A 15,027-nucleotide genomic window follows, 5' to 3' on the forward strand; every position below is an offset into this window, starting at 1 on the left:
CCCGACCGCATAGACCCAAGGTCATGTGCAATCCCTGTGGGAGCTGGCTTGCCGGCGATGGGCTGCGGAGCAGCCCTAATTATCCGAATCTTCCCACTGCTCCATCAGAAACATCCTATTCAGGCCGCCCAGCGCAACGCCTAAATTAGCCGGTCCTCCCATCAGGAGCGGCTCATGCACCAGCCCTACGTGTTGATCCACCAGGCTCGCCCATCCCATCAGATCCTCCTGCACCAGGCCCTCAACGCTCAGGGCATGTTCCATGTGCGCATCAGCGAAACCAGTGCAGACCTCGACGCCTGCCTGAACGCCGATCACCGCCCCGATCTGCTGATCCTTGACCACGCCATGCCAACCCGGGCCGGCCTTGCCTTGCTCGAACAGCAGCACCGAACTCGTGCTTTGCTGTTCGTCGGCCAGGCTACCCCCAAACGCCGCAACCTTGCCCAAGAGGCCAGAAACCGGGGCCTGTGGGTGCTCGCCGAACTGTCCTGGCCGCTGTCGATGCCATGCCTGCAGCGCGCTCTGCAGGCACTGCAGGTGCGCCCGTGGCGGCGTATTCAAACTGTCACGTCCGCCCCGCATGCTCACTGAAGCAGCCGCGGTGTAACGAACTTTCCGCTGCGTCTGTTGGTCAGTTCCTCTATATCCCACCACGCAGCGAGTGATCCGGATGGAAAGAATCTGCAGACTGCTCAACGAAGCCCTGACCCCCTATCAGACCCACCTCGGCGTCGCCGATGCCCAGGGTAATCGCCAACTGACCGTTCATGACCGCCTCGCCGGCATCACCTTGCGGCGCACGGTGAGCGAACGCCAGTTGCAGGAACAACGCCTGTTGGTCGACCTGGTGGATGGCCTTCACCGTGACCTGCAGATCGCCGAAGGGCGTTTGCAGCCCTGTGTGATCGCGGCATTGCAGCAGCGCCAGCAACCCCATGGAACCTTTGCCTGAGTGGTTTATCAGACACTGTAGGGGCAGCCGGGCCAGTGCTTTGCTCCGGCGCTGGCAAGGCTGTCACGGGAAGCCCCCAAGGGCTTTCGCTTGGCCCCGGGCGTGTTTCCCCAGCGCCCGGGGTTTCTTTTTGGGTTGTCTGCGCCAGCTCCCACAGATGCTGCACATGGCTTGAGGTTGATGCGGTCGAGGTGGGAGCTGGCTTGCCGGCGATAGGGCCGGTGCAGGCAATCAGTGGTCTTCGAAGAAGCGCTTGCTCTCTTCCAGGTAGTCTTCCTGCAACGCCGGGTCCAGCCAGCGTGCATACAACCCCGGCAACACATCCCGACGCAGGGCAGGCAGCAGCTGGTCGATGTGCGCAATGGCTTCACGCCCCAGCTCGCTGTTTGAACAGCCCACATGCAGAAACTGGTAGCGGTTTACCCCCTTCACAGGGTGAAACTGGTAGTCAGCCAGCGCCCCGCCTTGCAGGTCGACCAGGTAGCGCACCTCGGGCCAGTAGCCGAGCACCATGCGCAGGCGCCCGAGCTGTTGCATCTGCAGCAGGTTGGCGGTGGCGTCGTTGCCGTAGTGGCGGCTGAACGCGGTATCGGGCAACTGGCCCAGGATGGCGTCGATCTGTGTGCCATAGCTGCGCTCGGCGACAACACCCAGCTTCAGCGGGGTCTTGCTCAGCAGGTTGAGCAGGTCTACCTCCTGGCCGTCTAGGTAAGGCGCCACCAGCGCCTCGCTGTCCTTGCGCAGCACCAGGCCGCCACTGAGCACGCCCAGGGAAGGCACGGAAAACCTCACATATTCGGCGCGCTCCGGCGTCCACAGCAGGGTCGGGTCGCAGGTGAAGCTATTCGGGTCCTGCAGCATCTGGATGCCGCGGGCGCGGTTGACCCGCAGGATGCTGTGGTCGTACTCAGGCATCTGCCTGAACAGCAGGGGCAGCAACTGGTCGATCACCCCTTGGCCTTTTTCCGGCCCTTCCAGAATGGTGAACGGCGGCAGGTCGCGCACCAGCCAGAAGAGGCGCTCCTTGGCGCTGGCAGGCTGCAACAGCAATGCGGGCAGCAGCCCGCACAGCAGGGCCAGGTGGCGTAGGCAACGGGCAGCGCGCATGGACCAGGGCCGCGCCAGTGTCAGACCGTGCCTGCTGCGCGCAGGTTGGCGATGGCCGCCGCGTCGTAGCCCAGGGTGCCGAGCAGTGCCTCGGTGTGTTCGCCCAGTGCCGGGCCTACCCACTCGGTGGAGCCGGGGGTGTCCGACAGCTTGGGCACGATCCCCGGCATGCGGAATGGCTTGCCGTCCGGCAGCTTGGCCTGCAGGAACATTTCGCGTGCCAGGTACTGCGGGTCATTGAACATGTCCTCGGCCGAATAGATGCGGCTGGCCGGCACTTCGGCGGTGTTCAGCACCTGTATCAGCTGCTCCAGCGGCAGGCTGTTGGCCCAGCGGTCGATTACCCCGTACAGCTCGTCACGGCGCAGGTCGCGGCCATCGTTGGTGGCCAGGGTCGGGTCGTCGGCCAGGTCGGTGCGGCCAATGGCCTGCATGAAGCGCTTGAAGATCGCATCGCCGTTGGCGCCGATCTGTACATGCTTGCCGTCAGCGCTGGTGTGAATGGAGGAGGGCGTGATGCCTGGCATGATGTTGCCGGTGCGTTCGCGGATAAAGCCGAACACATCGAACTCCGGGACCATGCTTTCCATCATGGCGAAGATCGCTTCGTACAGGGCCACGTCCACCACCTGGCCCTGGCCGCCGTTGACTTCCCGGTGTCGCAGCGCCATCAGTGCGCCGATCACCCCCCACAAGGCAGCAATCGAGTCACCGATGGAAATGCCCGTGCGCACCGGTGGGCGGTCGTCGAAGCCGGTGATGTAGCGCAGGCCGCCCATCGACTCGCCCACGGCGCCGAAGCCCGGCTGGTCCTTCATCGGCCCGGTCTGGCCGAAGCCCGACAGGCGCACCATTACCAGGCGCGGGTTGAGCGCGTGCAGCACGTCCCAGCCCAGGCCGAGTTTTTCCAGCACACCCGGGCGGAAGTTCTCGATCAGGATGTCGGCCTCGGCCAGCAGGCGCTTGAGAATCTCGCGGCCCTCTGGGTGTTTGAGGTTGAGGGTGAGCGACTGCTTGTTGCGGGCCTGCACGAACCACCACAGCGAGGTGCCCTCGTACAGCTTGCGCCATTTGCGCAACGGGTCGCCGCCATCGGGCGATTCGACCTTGATCACCTCGGCGCCGAATTCGGCACAGATACGCGAGGCGAACGGGCCAGCGATGAGGGTGCCGAGTTCGACAACCTTGAGACCGGCGAGGGGTTTGCTGGGCGTAGTCATGGGGCATCCGTGGCAGCTGGGCAGATGCGTGGTTTTATCATAGGTCCGCAGCGGCAGATACTGCTGCGGGGCAACGAAGGGCAGTATCGGTTAGACTGTGTCACTTTTTCTCTGCGCAAGAAGCCCGTCGACCATGGCCCAGCCGTCCACCACCTACAAATTCGAACTGAACCTGACCGACCTCGACCGCGGCGTGTACGAAAACGTCCGTCAGACCATTGCCCGCCACCCTTCGGAAACCGAAGAACGCATGGCCGTACGCCTGCTGGCCTACGCCCTCTGGTACAACGAAAACCTGTCGTTCGGCCGTGGCCTGTCCGACGTGGACGAGGCGGCGCTGTGGGAAAAGAGCCTGGACGATCGCATCCTGCACTGGATCGAAGTGGGCCAGCCGGACGCCGACCGACTGACCTGGTGCTCGCGCCGCACCGAGCGTACCAGCCTGCTGGCCTACGGCAGCCTGCGCGTATGGCAGAACAAGGTGGTAGACGCGGTCAAGGGGCTGAAGAACCTGAGCATCGCCGCTGTGCCGCAGGAGGTGCTGGAAACCCTCGCCACCGACATGCCCCGCACCATCAAGTGGGACGTGATGATCAGTGAAGGCACCTTGTTCGTCACCGACGACCGTGGCCAGCACGAAGTGCAGCTGGAGTGGCTGCTTGGTGAGCGCGGCTGAAGCCCCTCATGCGTATCGAACCTCGCCCGCTGCCGCCGACCCTGCCATTCCTGGGTAACCTGCCACCCTTGCTGACCCGCCTGTACGCCGCGCGCGGCGTGCAGAGCGAGGCCGAGCTGGACAAAAGCCTCGCGCGCCTGCTGCCGTACCAGCAGCTCAAGGGCATCGAGGCCGGCGTGGATCTGCTGGTCGAGGCTATCGACCAGCGCCAGCGCATCCTCATCGTCGGCGACTTCGATGCCGACGGCGCCACTGCCAGTACTGTCGGCGTGCTGGGCCTGCGCCTGTTGGGCGCGGCTCATGTCGACTACCTTGTGCCCAACCGCTTCGAATACGGTTACGGCCTGACCCCGGAAATCGTCGAGGTGGCGCTGCAACGCCAGCCGCAGCTGCTGATCACCGTGGACAATGGGATTTCCAGCGTCGACGGTGTGGCTGCCGCCAAGGCCGCCGGGCTCAAGGTGCTGGTCACCGACCACCACCTGCCGGGCGCGGAGTTGCCCGACGCTGACGCCATCATCAACCCCAACCAGCCGGGCTGCAGTTTTCCGAGCAAGGCGCTGGCCGGGGTAGGGGTGATCTTCTACGTGCTGATGGCCCTGCGTGCGCGCCTGCGCAGCCTGGGGCGCTACGAAACGCAGCCGCAGCCGAACATCGGCGAATTGCTCGACCTGGTTGCCCTGGGCAGCGTCGCCGACGTGGTGCCATTGGATGCCAACAACCGCATCCTGGTGCACCAGGGCCTCGAGCGCATTCGCGCCGGCCGTGCCCGGCCGGGGCTCAAGGCCATTCTTGAAGTGGCCCGTCGCGATCACCGGCGCATCACCTCGACCGACCTCGGCTTCATCCTTGGCCCGCGGCTGAACGCTGCCGGGCGCCTGGACGACATGAGCCTGGGCATCGAATGCCTGCTGTGTGAAGACGCGGCCCTGGCTCAGGACATGGCCCAGCAGCTGGACGACCTGAACCAGGACCGCAAGTCCATCGAACAGGGCATGCAGCGCGAGGCCCTGGCCCAGCTCAAGGACCTGCCTGTCGAGTCGATGCCATATGGCCTGTGCCTGTTCGATGCCGACTGGCACCAGGGGGTAATCGGTATTCTGGCTTCGCGCCTGAAGGAGCGTTACCACCGGCCGACCATCGCTTTTGCCGACGCTGGCGAGGGCATGCTCAAAGGGTCGGCGCGTTCGGTGCCGGGGTTCCATATTCGCGATGCGCTGGATGCGGTGGCGGCGCGCCACCCGCACCTGATCAGCAAATTCGGCGGCCACGCGATGGCGGCGGGGTTGTCGTTGCCCGAGGCCAATTTCCCGGCATTTGCCGAGGCGTTCGATGAAGAAGTGCGACGCCAGCTGCGCGAAGAGGACCTGACCGGTCGGCTGTTGTCCGACGGCAGCCTGGCGGTGGAGGAGTTCCACCTCGACCTGGCCAAGGCCCTGCGCCATGCCGGGCCCTGGGGGCAGCACTTCCCCGAGCCGCTGTTCCATGGCGTGTTCCAGCTGGTGGAGCAACGCGTGGTGGGCGAGCGGCACCTGAAGGTGGTGCTCAAGAGCGAGTGCGGCTCGGTGCGGTTGGACGGCATTGCCTTTGGCATTGACCGCGAAGTGTGGCCGAACCCGACGGTGCGTTGGGTCGAGCTGGCGTACAAGCTGGATGTGAACGAGTTTCGTGGCAATGAAAGTGTGCAGTTGATGATTGCCCACATGGAGCCGCGTTGAGGGTAGATACCGCCGCTGCTGACGGCCTGGCGCAGGCCCGTTGTGGGAGCGGGTTCACCCGCGAACACCGGCGAAGCCGGTGCCATCCACTGCGTCGCCTGCTTCGCGGGTAAACCCGCTCCCACAGGGCCTGCGGCGGGCTTGAGACTTGCGCTGTACCTGTGGGAGCTGGCTTGCCGGCGATCACCGGCGAAGCCGGTGCCATCCACCGCGTCGCTGCTTCGCGGGCATGCCCGCTCCCACAGGGCCTGCACCGGGCTCAAGGCCTGCGCTGTACCTGTGGGAGCGGGTTCACCCGCGAACACCGGCGAAGCCGGTGCCATGCACCAAGTCGCATTCTTCGCGGGTAAACCCGCTCCCACAAGGCTCTGCGGCGGGCTGGCTAATGTGCTCCATGTGCGATCGATGATCACATCAAACTCAGCGCGCCATACCTAACTCGGCATCATCCATCAGTGCCTTGGCCATCGCACTGAGATAGTGCGCAGCCCAGATCATCATGGGTTTCTCATCCATTAGCCCGACGATGGTCAACTCCCGCACATAGCCCATCAATTCCGAAGCCTGATCACGGGCGTCTCGGCACGGAATGCCCGCTTCGATGCGAAATAATGGGTGGGTCTGGTTTTCACCCTGAAAGAAAGTGGTCTTGCCGACGGTGAACTGGGTGTCGTCTGTGTTCATTAATCCCTCTCCTGATCATTCTGAGCGTTTTGTCGAAGGAGAAGAAATGAGGGAGGATCAGGGACTGTCATTTTCATATCAATCACTCGTATGGTTGCTGATTGACCGCCTCTCCGATTCCACACGAAGGGTGGCAGTTGTACGCGGTGTGGAATCCAGGCTACGAGTAAACCCGGTAGGCTTTGCGGCCTTCCGCGCACAACTGCCATGACGACAGCTACTCGGTAATTGATCGGGATTCCACCCCCGGCCGCTGAATGCCAGCGACCAGCAAAGGCTAGAGAGTCAGAGATTCCAGTAACAATCAGACGCGAGTCGACAGGACTTGTAGGTTATTTCCTCAGCCTAGGCTTCACCAGATCTGGGCCGTAAGGGATATCTGAAACTCTGACCAGACATGGCGCTGATAACGCAGAGCCGTTCAACCTCTACCAAATCCCATGGAACCTCCCCCCCAACCATTCTGGTCTAGTCTGAAGTTATGACCGGACCTGGGCCAGGGACGTGCAATTGAATGTCCGGGCCGGATCACCATTGGAGTCCTTGGGAGGTGCCCTCATGAGCCTGCTGCTCGAGCCTTACACCCTGCGTCAGCTGACCCTGCCCAACCGCATCGCCGTTTCGCCGATGTGCCAGTATTCCGCCGTCGATGGCCTGGCCAACGATTGGCACCTTGTCCATTTAGGCAGCCGCGCCGTGGGCGGCGCTGGCCTGGTAATCACTGAAGCCGTGGCGGTGACCGCCGATGGCCGCATCACCGCCGAAGACCTCGGCCTGTGGGACGACGCTCAGATCGCCCCGCTGCAACGCATCACCCGTTTCATCACCGCCCAGGGGAGCGTGCCCGGCATCCAGCTGGCTCACGCCGGGCGCAAGGCCAGCACCTATCGCCCATGGCTGGGCAAGCAAGGCAGCGTCAAGCTCGAGGAGGGCGGCTGGCAACCGGTGGGCCCGTCGAAAATCGCCTTCGACCCGCAACACACGACGCCGCACGAGTTGAACCACAATGAGATTCAGGCTGTGATCGCCGCCTTTGTCGCCTCGACCGAGCGCGCCCTCAAGGCCGGTTTCAAGGTGGTCGAAATCCATGCCGCCCACGGGTACCTGTTGCACCAGTTCCTGTCGCCGCTGAGCAATCAGCGTCGCGACGAATACGGCAGTTGCTTCGAAAACCGCATCCGCCTGACCCTGCAGGTGGTCGAGGCCGTGCGCAAAGTCTGGCCTGCCGAGTTACCGCTGTTCGTGCGGGTGTCGGCGACCGACTGGGTCGAGGACGGCTGGAACCCGGATGAAACCGTCGAACTGGCCCGCCGCCTGCGTGGTTTGGGCGTCGACCTGATCGACGTGTCCTCCGGCGGCACCTCGGTCAACGCCGAAATCCCCACCGGCCCGGGCTACCAGACGCGCTTCGCCGAGCGTGTGCGCAAGGAATCGGAAATCGCCACCGGCACCGTGGGCATGATCACCGAACCGGCCCAGGCCGAGCACATTCTGCGCACTGGCCAGGCCGACATCATCTTCCTCGCCCGCGAACTGCTGCGCGACCCGTACTGGCCGCTGCACGCCGACGACGACCTGGGCGGCAACAAAGCTACCTGGCCTGCGCAGTACCAGCGCGCCACCAGCCGGGCCAACCCGATTCACGAGTCGGACCTGCGGGATTGACCTGACCCAAGCATTACACGGTCGTTATAGGAGCGGCCTTGTGTCGCGAAAGGGCTGCGAAGCGGCCCCGGGTTTCCAGCTCCGCCGCTGATATTGCCGGGGCCGCTTCGCGCCCCTTTCGCGACACAAGGCCGCTCCTACAAGGTATTGCACCGCCTTTGAATGCGATGCGGTATCTGTGGGAGCGGGCATGCCCGCGAAGAAGGCGACTCGGTGTATGGCACCGGCTTTGCCGGTGTTCGCGGGTGAACCTGCTCCCACAGAGGTCGCGCAAAGTCAGGCGTTGATACTTACGCCTTTTCTATTGGCTACTTCCAAATAGTCGTCCACTGCCTCTTTGAACGCGGCAGGCAATAGCCTGCGCGACCGAGCGTGAAACCCGACGATATCGCAAGTTGTACAAAGGTGCCCGACCCATGAATGGTCTTCCTTGCTGTATTTCACCTTTGCTCGTTGTCCTCGATATTCCATGTCATCCAGCCTCGTGATAATCCAGTTTCGATGACTACAAGCTAAAGGATGTGGCATTAGGAATGGGCCGAACCGATTGCAGGAAAGCTCCTGGGCTGAGGTGCCGGTCTCAGCCCAGGCTTTACCCTCAGTGCTTGATCATCACATGCCGCACACAGGTGTAGTCCTCCAGCCCATACATCGACATGTCCTTGCCATACCCCGAATGCTTCTGCCCGCCATGGGGCATTTCGCTGACCAGCATGAAGTGGGTGTTCACCCAGGTGCAGCCATACTGCAGGCGCGCCGCCAGGCGGTGGGCGCGGCCGGTGTCGCGGGTCCATACCGATGAGGCCAGGCCGTAGTTGGAGTCGTTGGCCCATTCCAGCGCCTGCGCTTCGTCGTTGAAGCGGGTCACCGACACTACCGGGCCGAACACTTCGTTGCGCACGATTTCGTCATCCTGCAGCGCATCGGCCAGCACAGTCGGCTCGAAGAAGAAACCGTCGCCATCAATCGCCTTGCCGCCCGTAACGAGGCGAATGTGCGGCTGGGCAACCGCGCGTTGCACCAGGCCCGCGACCTTGTCGCGGTGCTGGGCACTGATCAGTGGCCCCAGTTCGGTGTCCTCGTCTTCCTGCAGGCCCGGCTTGAGGCTGGCCACTGCGGCCCCCAGGCGTTCGACGAAGCGCTCGTAGATGCCATCCTGCACATACAGCCGACAGGCCGCAGTGCAGTCCTGGCCGGCGTTGTAAAAGCCAAAGGTACGGATGCCGTCGATGGCCGCGTCGATGTCGGCATCGTCGAACACCAGCACCGGGGCCTTGCCGCCCAGTTCCATGTGCATGCGTTTCACGCTGTCGGCGGTGGCGCTGATGATGTGCGCGCCGGTGGGGATCGAGCCGGTCAGCGACACCATGCGCACCTTGGGGTGGTTGACCAGCGGGTTGCCGACCGTCTGGCCACGGCCGAAGATTATGTTCAGCACCCCCGGTGGCAGCAGGTCCCGGGTCAGTTCGCCAAGGCGCAGGGCGGTCAGCGGGGTCAGCTCGGAGGGCTTGATCACCACCGTGTTGCCGGCAGCCAGGGCCGGGGCGATCTTCCACGCCAGCATCATCAACGGGTAGTTCCACGGCGCGATCGAGGCCACCACGCCCAGCGGGTCGCGGCGGATCATCGAAGTATGGCCCGGCAGGTACTCGCCGGCTGCCGAGCCGCCCAGGCAGCGCGCCGCACCGGCGAAGTAGCGGAACACGTCGGCAATTGCCGGGATCTCGTCATTCAGCGCGGCGCTCAGCGGCTTGCCGCAGTTCTGCGATTCCAGTCGGGCCAGTTCGTCGCCATGGCCTTCGATAGCGTCGGCCAGTGCCAGCAAAGCTTGCGAGCGTTCCTTGGGGCTGGTTTGCGACCAGCTGTCGAAGGCCTGGTCGGCGGCGCGCACGGCGCTGTCCACCTGGGCCTCGCTGGCTTCGTTGATCTGCGCCAGGGCACTGCCCAGCGCCGGGTTGAGCACGGTCCAGGCCGGGCCTTCGCCAGCGACCAGTTGGCCATTGATCAGCATCTGCGTTTGCATCGGGGACTCCTCCAGGGTCATTTGCCGCTGCCCGCGACGCTTTCGCCGCCACGGGTCAGGTAATAGGCGCCAAGTATCGGCAGCATGGTCACCAGCATCACCAGCATGGCGACCACGTTGGTCACCGGCACGTCGCGCGGGCGGCTGAGCTGGTTGAGCAGCCAGATCGGCAGGGTGCGTTCGTGGCCGGCAGTGAAGGTGGTGACGATGATTTCGTCGAACGACAGGGCAAAGGCCAGCATGCCACCGGCCAGCAGCGCCGAGCCGAGGTTGGGCAGGATGATGTAGCGGAAGGTTTGCCAACCGTCGGCGCCCAGGTCCATCGAAGCTTCGATCAGGCTCTGCGAAGTGCGCCGCAGGCGGGCGATCACGTTGTTGTAGACGATAACCACACAGAACGTGGCGTGGCCGACCACGATGGTGAACACGCCGGGCTCGATCCCCAGGCTCTTGAACGCCGAGAGCAGGGCGATGCCGGTAATGATGCCAGGCAGGGCAATAGGCAGTATCAGCATCAGCGAAATGCTCTCCTTGCCGAAAAAGCTGCGCCTGTACAGCGCCGCCGAGGCCAGCGTGCCGAGCACCAGGGCGATCAGCGTGGCCAGGCAGGCCACCTGCAGCGACAGCTTTATCGCTTCCAGCACATCGGGCCGGGCAAAGGCCACGGCGAACCACTTCAGGGTAAAGCCCTTGGGCGGGAAGCTGAACGCCGCGTCTTCGGTGTTGAAGGCATACAGGAAGATGATCAGGATCGGGAAGTGCAGGAACAGTAACCCGCCCCAGGCCGCCAGGCGCAGCCCGGTCGAGGCTTTTTCAGAGTGCATCGAAGGCCCCCAGTCGCTTGACGATGGACAGGTACACCGCGATCAGCACGATCGGCACCAGGGTGAACGCGGCGGCCATCGGCATGTTGCCGATCGCCCCTTGCTGGGCATAGACCATGCTGCCGATGAAATAGCCGGGTGGGCCGATCAGCTGCGGCACGATGAAGTCGCCCAGGGTCAGCGAGAAGGTGAAGATCGAGCCGGCGGCAATGCCCGGGATCGACAGCGGCAGTATCACCTGCACGAAGGTTTGCCCGGGCCGGGCGCCGAGGTCTGCAGAGGCTTGCAGCAGCGACGGCGGCAAGCGTTCCAGCGAGGCCTGGATCGGCAGGATCATGAACGGCAACCAGATGTACACGAACACCATGAAGCGCCCCAGGTGCGAAGTCGACAGCGTGCTGCCGCCCACGCCCGGCACCGTCAGCACCGTTTGCAGCAGGGCATCCAGGTGCAGCTGCTGGACGAACCACTGGGCCACGCCGCCCTTGGCCAGCAGCAGGGTCCAGGCGTAGGTCTTGACGATGTAGCTGGCCCACATCGGCATCATCACTGCGATGTAGAAAAATGCCTTGGTCTTGCCGCTGGTGTAGCGCGCCATGTAGTAGGCGATGGGGAAGGCCAGCACCGCGCTGGCCAGCGACACCGCCAGCGCCATTCCCAGGGTGCGCAGGATGATGTCGAAGTTCGACGGGTTGAACAGCGCGGCGAAATTGCCCAGGGTCAGGTCCGGGGTCACCGCCATGGTGAAGTCGTCGAAGGTATAGAAGCCCTGCCACAGCAAGTTCAGCAGCGAGCCCAGGTAGATGGCGCCGAACCAGGTCAGCGGTGGGATAAGCAGCAGGGCCAGGTACAGGTTGGGGCGCCGGTACAGCAGGTTGGACAGGCCGCGCAGCGTGCTCATGTCAGCGGCCCTCCGTTTCCTGCAGCACCGTCATGGCTTCGCGGGGCCAGTGCGCCTGTACCCGTTGCCCTGTTTGCCATGCCTGTGCCTGGGCCTGCCAGCGGTCGTTGGCCTGGCTCACCGCCAGCAGCTGGCCGCTGTCCAGCTGCAGCTCGTAGCGGGTGGCACTGCCCTGGTACTGGATATCGCGCAGCAGGCCACTGACCTGGACGTGCTGGCTGGCTGTGGCCGGGTCGCCGAGGCGGATATGTTCGGGGCGGATGGAGAAGGGGGCCGGGCTGCCATTGAGCGCCATGGCCAGTTCGCCACGCAGCACATTGGAGGTGCCGACGAATTCCGCCACGAAGGTGGTGGCCGGCTGCATGTACAGGTTGCGCGGGGTGTCGACCTGCTCGATACGGCCGCGGTTGAACACTGCGACGCGATCGGACATCGACAGCGCCTCGGTCTGGTCGTGGGTGACGAAGATGAAGGTGATGCCCAGCTGGCGTTGAAGTTTTTTCAGCTCGCCCTGCATCTGTTCGCGCAACTTCAGGTCCAGCGCGCCAAGCGGCTCGTCCAGCAGCAGTACCCGTGGCCGGTTGACCAGCGCGCGGGCCAGGGCCACGCGTTGGCGTTGGCCGCCGGACAACTGCGCCGGTTTGCGCGCGCCGTAGCCGGCCAGGGCCACCATCGCCAGGGCTTCTTCGGCGCGGCTGTGGCGTTCGGCCTTGGCCACGCCTTTTACCTTCAGGCCGTAGGCGATGTTGTCCAGTACGTTCATGTGCGGGAACAGGGCGTAGTCCTGGAATACGGTGTTGACGTCGCGCTGGTAGGGCGGTACGCCCGCAGCCTCGACACCGTGGATGCGGATCGAACCGCTGGTGGGTTGCTCGAAGCCGGCGATCAGGCGCAGGCAGGTGGTCTTGCCCGAGCCAGAGGGGCCGAGCATGGAGAAGAATTCGCCATCGATGATGTCGATGCTGACCTGGTCGACGGCCTTGACCTCGCCGAAGGTGCGGGAAACCTGGGTGAACTGGACGGCTAGGGGCATGCGTGTGCTCCGGACAACTGGCTTACTCCTGTGCCTGCCTCTTCGCGGGTGAACCCGCTCCTACAGGTTCATCACCGCCTGTAAGGGTGGTGCTCTACCTGTGGGAGCGGGTTCACCCGCGAAGAGGCAGGCACAGGCATTCAGGCAACCTCAGCGCCCGCCCATGATCGCAATGTAATCCTGGGTCCAGCGGCTATAAGGCACGAACTTGCCGCCCTGGGCCTGCGGGGTTTTCCAGAAGGCGATCTTGTCGAAGTTGTCGAAACCGTTGGTCTTGCAGCCCTCGGCCCCCAGCAGCTCGTTGCCGGTGCAGGCCGCCGGCACCGCCGGCAACGAACCGAACCAGGCCGCCACGTCACCCTGTACCTTCGGCTGCAGCGACCAGTCCATCCATTTGTAGGCACAGTTGGGATGCTTGGCCTCGCTGTGCAGCATGGTGGTGTCGGCCCAGCCGGTCGCGCCTTCTTTGGGAATGGTCGAGGCCACGGGCTGCTTCTCGGCCTTGAGGCCATTGACCATGTAGCCCCAGGAGCTGGAGGCAACCACGCCTTCGTTCTTCACGTCGCTCATCTGCACCGTGGCGTCATGCCAGTAGCGGTGGATCAGCGGTTGCTGCTGGCGCAGCAGCTCCAGTACGGCCTTGTACTGCGCTTCGCTCAGCTCGTACGGGTCCTGGATGCCCAGTTCCGGTTTGGCCGTCTTCAGGTACAACGCCGCATCGGCGATGTAGATCGGCCCATCGTAGGCCTGCACGCGGCCCTTGTTCGGCTTGCCGTCGGGCAGGTTCTGCGGCTCGAACAGCACACCCCAGGTGGTGGGCGCCTGCTTGAACACGTCGGTGTTGTACAGCAGCACGTTCGGGCCCCATTGGTACGGGGTGCCGTAGACCCGCTTGTCGACCACGTACCAGCCACCGTTCTGCAGCCGTGGGTCGATGTTCTTCCAGTTGGGGATCAAGTCGGTGTTGATCGGCTGTACCCGCTTGCCCGCGATCAGCCGCAGCGAGGCATCGCCCGAGGCGGTGACCAGGTCGTAGCCGCCCTTGGTCATCAGGCTGACCATCTCGTCCGAGGTGGCGGCGGTCTTGACGCTGACCTTGCAGCCGGTTTCCTTCTCGAAGCCGGTCACCCAGTCGTAGGCCTTGTCGCTTTCACCGCGCTCGATGTAGCCGGGCCAGGCGACGATGTCCAGGCGGCCCTCGCCGGGCCCCAGGGCCTTGGGCGGTTCGGCAGCCTGCAGGCTGGCGCTGGCCAGCACGGCGCAGGCGGTTGCGCCGAGCAATGCGGTCTTGTGCACTGACATGGTGTTCCCTCTTCTTGGAGATTTTGGTCGGGGCAGTCATCAAGCAAGCCGTGAAGCGAGCGTTATAGGCGTAGTGCGGTTTACGCGCGGTATTGGCGATATCGAGTCTAGTTGGCTTTTTGCCAGCCAATGCAACATCCGGAAGCAAATCCCCCCATGGCGATCGGGCGGGCAGGGCTTAACCTGACGGTTCCCTTGGCCAACGTGGAGACCGTTTGATGAACACCCGGGGATTGCTCGACCAGTTGCTCAAGTCCGGCCAGGACCTGCTCGCCAGCCAGGCCGGCAAGGGCAGCTCTGGCAAGCCAGGCGCCAGTGCCGGCGGCCTTGGCAGCCTGCTTTCCGGTGCCGGTGGTGGTGCCCTGGCAGCGGGCGCCATGGGTTTGCTGCTGGGCAACAAGAAAGCCCGCAAATATGGCGGCAAGGCCCTCACCTATGGCGGCCTGGCCGCGCTCGGTGTGCTGGCCTACAAGGCCTACGGCAACTGGCAGGCGCGCCAGCAGGTGGCCGCCACCGAGCCACAGACCGTCGACCGCCTGCCGCCGGCCCAGGCCGAGCTGCACAGCCAGGCGGTACTGCGGGCGCTGGTGGCGGCGGCCAAGTCAGATGGCCATATCGACGAACGCGAACGTGCGCTTATCGAGGGCGAATTCACCCGCCTGGACAACGACCGCGAGTTGCAGCACTGGCTGCATGCCGAGCTGAACAAGCCGCTGGATCCGGCCGAAGTGGCCCGTGCCGCGCAAACGCCGGAAATGGCCGCCGAGATGTACCTGGCCAGCGTGATGATGGTCGATCAGGAAAACTTCATGGAGCGCGCCTACCTGGACGAACTGGCCCGCCAGCTGCGCCTGGACCCGGCCCTGCGCCAGGAGCTGGAAAGCCAGGCAAGGCAGGCGGTAGTGCAGTAGCAGCGCTT

Annotated in this window: 14 protein-coding genes; 6 read left to right on the top strand and 8 right to left on the bottom strand. The window is 64.2% G+C overall.

The window, feature by feature from the left end; genetic code table 11:
- Positions 1–174 precede the first annotated feature (174 nt).
- Both RR51_RS05090 and RR51_RS05095 read left to right on the top strand, forming a co-directional pair.
- Positions 175–594 (top strand): response regulator, encoded by a 420-nt coding sequence (locus tag RR51_RS05090; protein WP_039612791.1) that lies wholly within the window; start codon positions 175–177, stop codon positions 592–594.
- Between the two features lie 79 nt (positions 595–673).
- Positions 674–955, top strand: a complete 282-nt coding sequence (locus RR51_RS05095) for a DUF3509 domain-containing protein (RefSeq protein WP_015269143.1) — start codon at positions 674–676, stop codon at positions 953–955.
- 231 nt (positions 956–1,186) lie between these two features.
- On the opposite strand, the gene RR51_RS05100 is transcribed toward RR51_RS05095, so the two are convergent.
- Both RR51_RS05100 and RR51_RS05105 read right to left on the bottom strand, forming a co-directional pair.
- Entirely contained in the window at positions 1,187–2,062 is an 876-nt protein-coding gene (locus RR51_RS05100; RefSeq protein ID WP_039612792.1) for a TIGR02285 family protein, read from the bottom strand.
- 20 nt (positions 2,063–2,082) lie between these two features.
- Entirely contained in the window at positions 2,083–3,282 is a 1,200-nt protein-coding gene (locus tag RR51_RS05105; RefSeq protein WP_039612793.1) for a CaiB/BaiF CoA transferase family protein, read from the bottom strand.
- Positions 3,283–3,415: 133 nt separating this feature from the next.
- Between RR51_RS05105 and RR51_RS05110 the strand changes: the two genes are divergently transcribed.
- Both RR51_RS05110 and recJ read left to right on the top strand, forming a co-directional pair.
- Positions 3,416–3,958, top strand: coding sequence for a YaeQ family protein (locus RR51_RS05110; protein WP_013971198.1), 543 nt, complete (start codon positions 3,416–3,418; stop codon positions 3,956–3,958).
- A gap of 8 nt (positions 3,959–3,966) precedes the next feature.
- Positions 3,967–5,676: a single-stranded-DNA-specific exonuclease RecJ gene (gene recJ / locus RR51_RS05115; RefSeq protein WP_013971199.1), complete on the top strand. Its 1,710-nt coding sequence runs from the start codon at positions 3,967–3,969 to the stop codon at positions 5,674–5,676.
- A 420-nt stretch (positions 5,677–6,096) separates the two neighbouring features.
- Here the strand turns inward: recJ and RR51_RS05120 are convergent, their stop codons facing one another.
- The gene (locus tag RR51_RS05120) at positions 6,097–6,360 is read right to left on the bottom strand and encodes a DUF3077 domain-containing protein (protein WP_003258594.1); all 264 of its coding nucleotides are present in this window, start codon (positions 6,358–6,360) and stop codon (positions 6,097–6,099) included.
- Between the two features lie 558 nt (positions 6,361–6,918).
- Here RR51_RS05120 and RR51_RS05125 point away from each other — a divergent pair.
- Positions 6,919–8,025 carry an NADH:flavin oxidoreductase/NADH oxidase gene (locus tag RR51_RS05125; protein ID WP_039612794.1) on the top strand — a complete coding sequence of 369 codons (1,107 nt, stop codon included), beginning with the start codon at positions 6,919–6,921 and terminating at the stop codon, positions 8,023–8,025.
- Positions 8,026–8,623: 598 nt separating this feature from the next.
- On the opposite strand, the gene RR51_RS05130 is transcribed toward RR51_RS05125, so the two are convergent.
- From RR51_RS05130 to ydcS, 5 genes are all read right to left on the bottom strand, one after another.
- On the bottom strand, positions 8,624–10,048 hold the full coding sequence (locus tag RR51_RS05130; protein ID WP_039612795.1) for a gamma-aminobutyraldehyde dehydrogenase: 1,425 nt from the start codon (positions 10,046–10,048) through the stop codon (positions 8,624–8,626).
- A gap of 17 nt (positions 10,049–10,065) precedes the next feature.
- Positions 10,066–10,872 (bottom strand): ABC transporter permease, encoded by an 807-nt coding sequence (locus tag RR51_RS05135; RefSeq protein WP_013971205.1) that lies wholly within the window; start codon positions 10,870–10,872, stop codon positions 10,066–10,068.
- Positions 10,862–11,773: an ABC transporter permease gene (locus RR51_RS05140; protein WP_039612796.1), complete on the bottom strand. Its 912-nt coding sequence runs from the start codon at positions 11,771–11,773 to the stop codon at positions 10,862–10,864. Before RR51_RS05140 ends, RR51_RS05135 begins: the two co-directional genes overlap by 11 nt.
- Before the next feature lies 1 nt (position 11,774).
- A complete protein-coding gene (locus tag RR51_RS05145; protein WP_039612797.1) occupies positions 11,775–12,806 on the bottom strand; it encodes an ABC transporter ATP-binding protein in 1,032 nt (343 codons plus the stop codon).
- A gap of 150 nt (positions 12,807–12,956) precedes the next feature.
- Complete coding sequence (ydcS, locus tag RR51_RS05150) at positions 12,957–14,108, bottom strand: putative ABC transporter substrate-binding protein YdcS (protein WP_039612798.1); 1,152 nt, start codon at positions 14,106–14,108, stop codon at positions 12,957–12,959.
- Positions 14,109–14,326: 218 nt separating this feature from the next.
- Here ydcS and RR51_RS05155 point away from each other — a divergent pair, with 218 nt between their 5' ends.
- A complete protein-coding gene (locus RR51_RS05155; RefSeq protein ID WP_039612799.1) occupies positions 14,327–15,019 on the top strand; it encodes a tellurite resistance TerB family protein in 693 nt (230 codons plus the stop codon).
- The last annotated feature ends 8 nt before the right edge of the window (positions 15,020–15,027 follow it).

It is taken from the genome of Pseudomonas sp. C5pp (assembly GCF_000814065.1).
In the GTDB taxonomy this organism is placed as follows: Bacteria; Pseudomonadota; Gammaproteobacteria; order Pseudomonadales; family Pseudomonadaceae; genus Aquipseudomonas; species Aquipseudomonas asiatica.

What these genes read in the sequence shown, in the direction of transcription:
- RR51_RS05140 (WP_039612796.1), bottom strand. Translation starts at nt 11,773, where the DNA reads ATGAGCACGCTGCGCGGCCTGTCCAACCTGCTGTACCGGCGCCCCAAC.
- RR51_RS05095 (WP_015269143.1), top strand. Translation starts at nt 674, where the DNA reads ATGGAAAGAATCTGCAGACTGCTCAACGAAGCCCTGACCCCCTATCAG.
- RR51_RS05135 (WP_013971205.1), bottom strand. Translation starts at nt 10,872, where the DNA reads ATGCACTCTGAAAAAGCCTCGACCGGGCTGCGCCTGGCGGCCTGGGGC.
- RR51_RS05100 (WP_039612792.1), bottom strand. Translation starts at nt 2,062, where the DNA reads ATGCGCGCTGCCCGTTGCCTACGCCACCTGGCCCTGCTGTGCGGGCTG.
- RR51_RS05155 (WP_039612799.1), top strand. Translation starts at nt 14,327, where the DNA reads ATGAACACCCGGGGATTGCTCGACCAGTTGCTCAAGTCCGGCCAGGAC.
- ydcS (WP_039612798.1), bottom strand. Translation starts at nt 14,108, where the DNA reads ATGTCAGTGCACAAGACCGCATTGCTCGGCGCAACCGCCTGCGCCGTG.
- RR51_RS05090 (WP_039612791.1), top strand. Translation starts at nt 175, where the DNA reads ATGCACCAGCCCTACGTGTTGATCCACCAGGCTCGCCCATCCCATCAG.
- RR51_RS05125 (WP_039612794.1), top strand. Translation starts at nt 6,919, where the DNA reads ATGAGCCTGCTGCTCGAGCCTTACACCCTGCGTCAGCTGACCCTGCCC.
- RR51_RS05145 (WP_039612797.1), bottom strand. Translation starts at nt 12,806, where the DNA reads ATGCCCCTAGCCGTCCAGTTCACCCAGGTTTCCCGCACCTTCGGCGAG.
- RR51_RS05130 (WP_039612795.1), bottom strand. Translation starts at nt 10,048, where the DNA reads ATGCAAACGCAGATGCTGATCAATGGCCAACTGGTCGCTGGCGAAGGC.
- RR51_RS05120 (WP_003258594.1), bottom strand. Translation starts at nt 6,360, where the DNA reads ATGAACACAGACGACACCCAGTTCACCGTCGGCAAGACCACTTTCTTT.
- recJ (WP_013971199.1), top strand. Translation starts at nt 3,967, where the DNA reads ATGCGTATCGAACCTCGCCCGCTGCCGCCGACCCTGCCATTCCTGGGT.
- RR51_RS05110 (WP_013971198.1), top strand. Translation starts at nt 3,416, where the DNA reads ATGGCCCAGCCGTCCACCACCTACAAATTCGAACTGAACCTGACCGAC.
- RR51_RS05105 (WP_039612793.1), bottom strand. Translation starts at nt 3,282, where the DNA reads ATGACTACGCCCAGCAAACCCCTCGCCGGTCTCAAGGTTGTCGAACTC.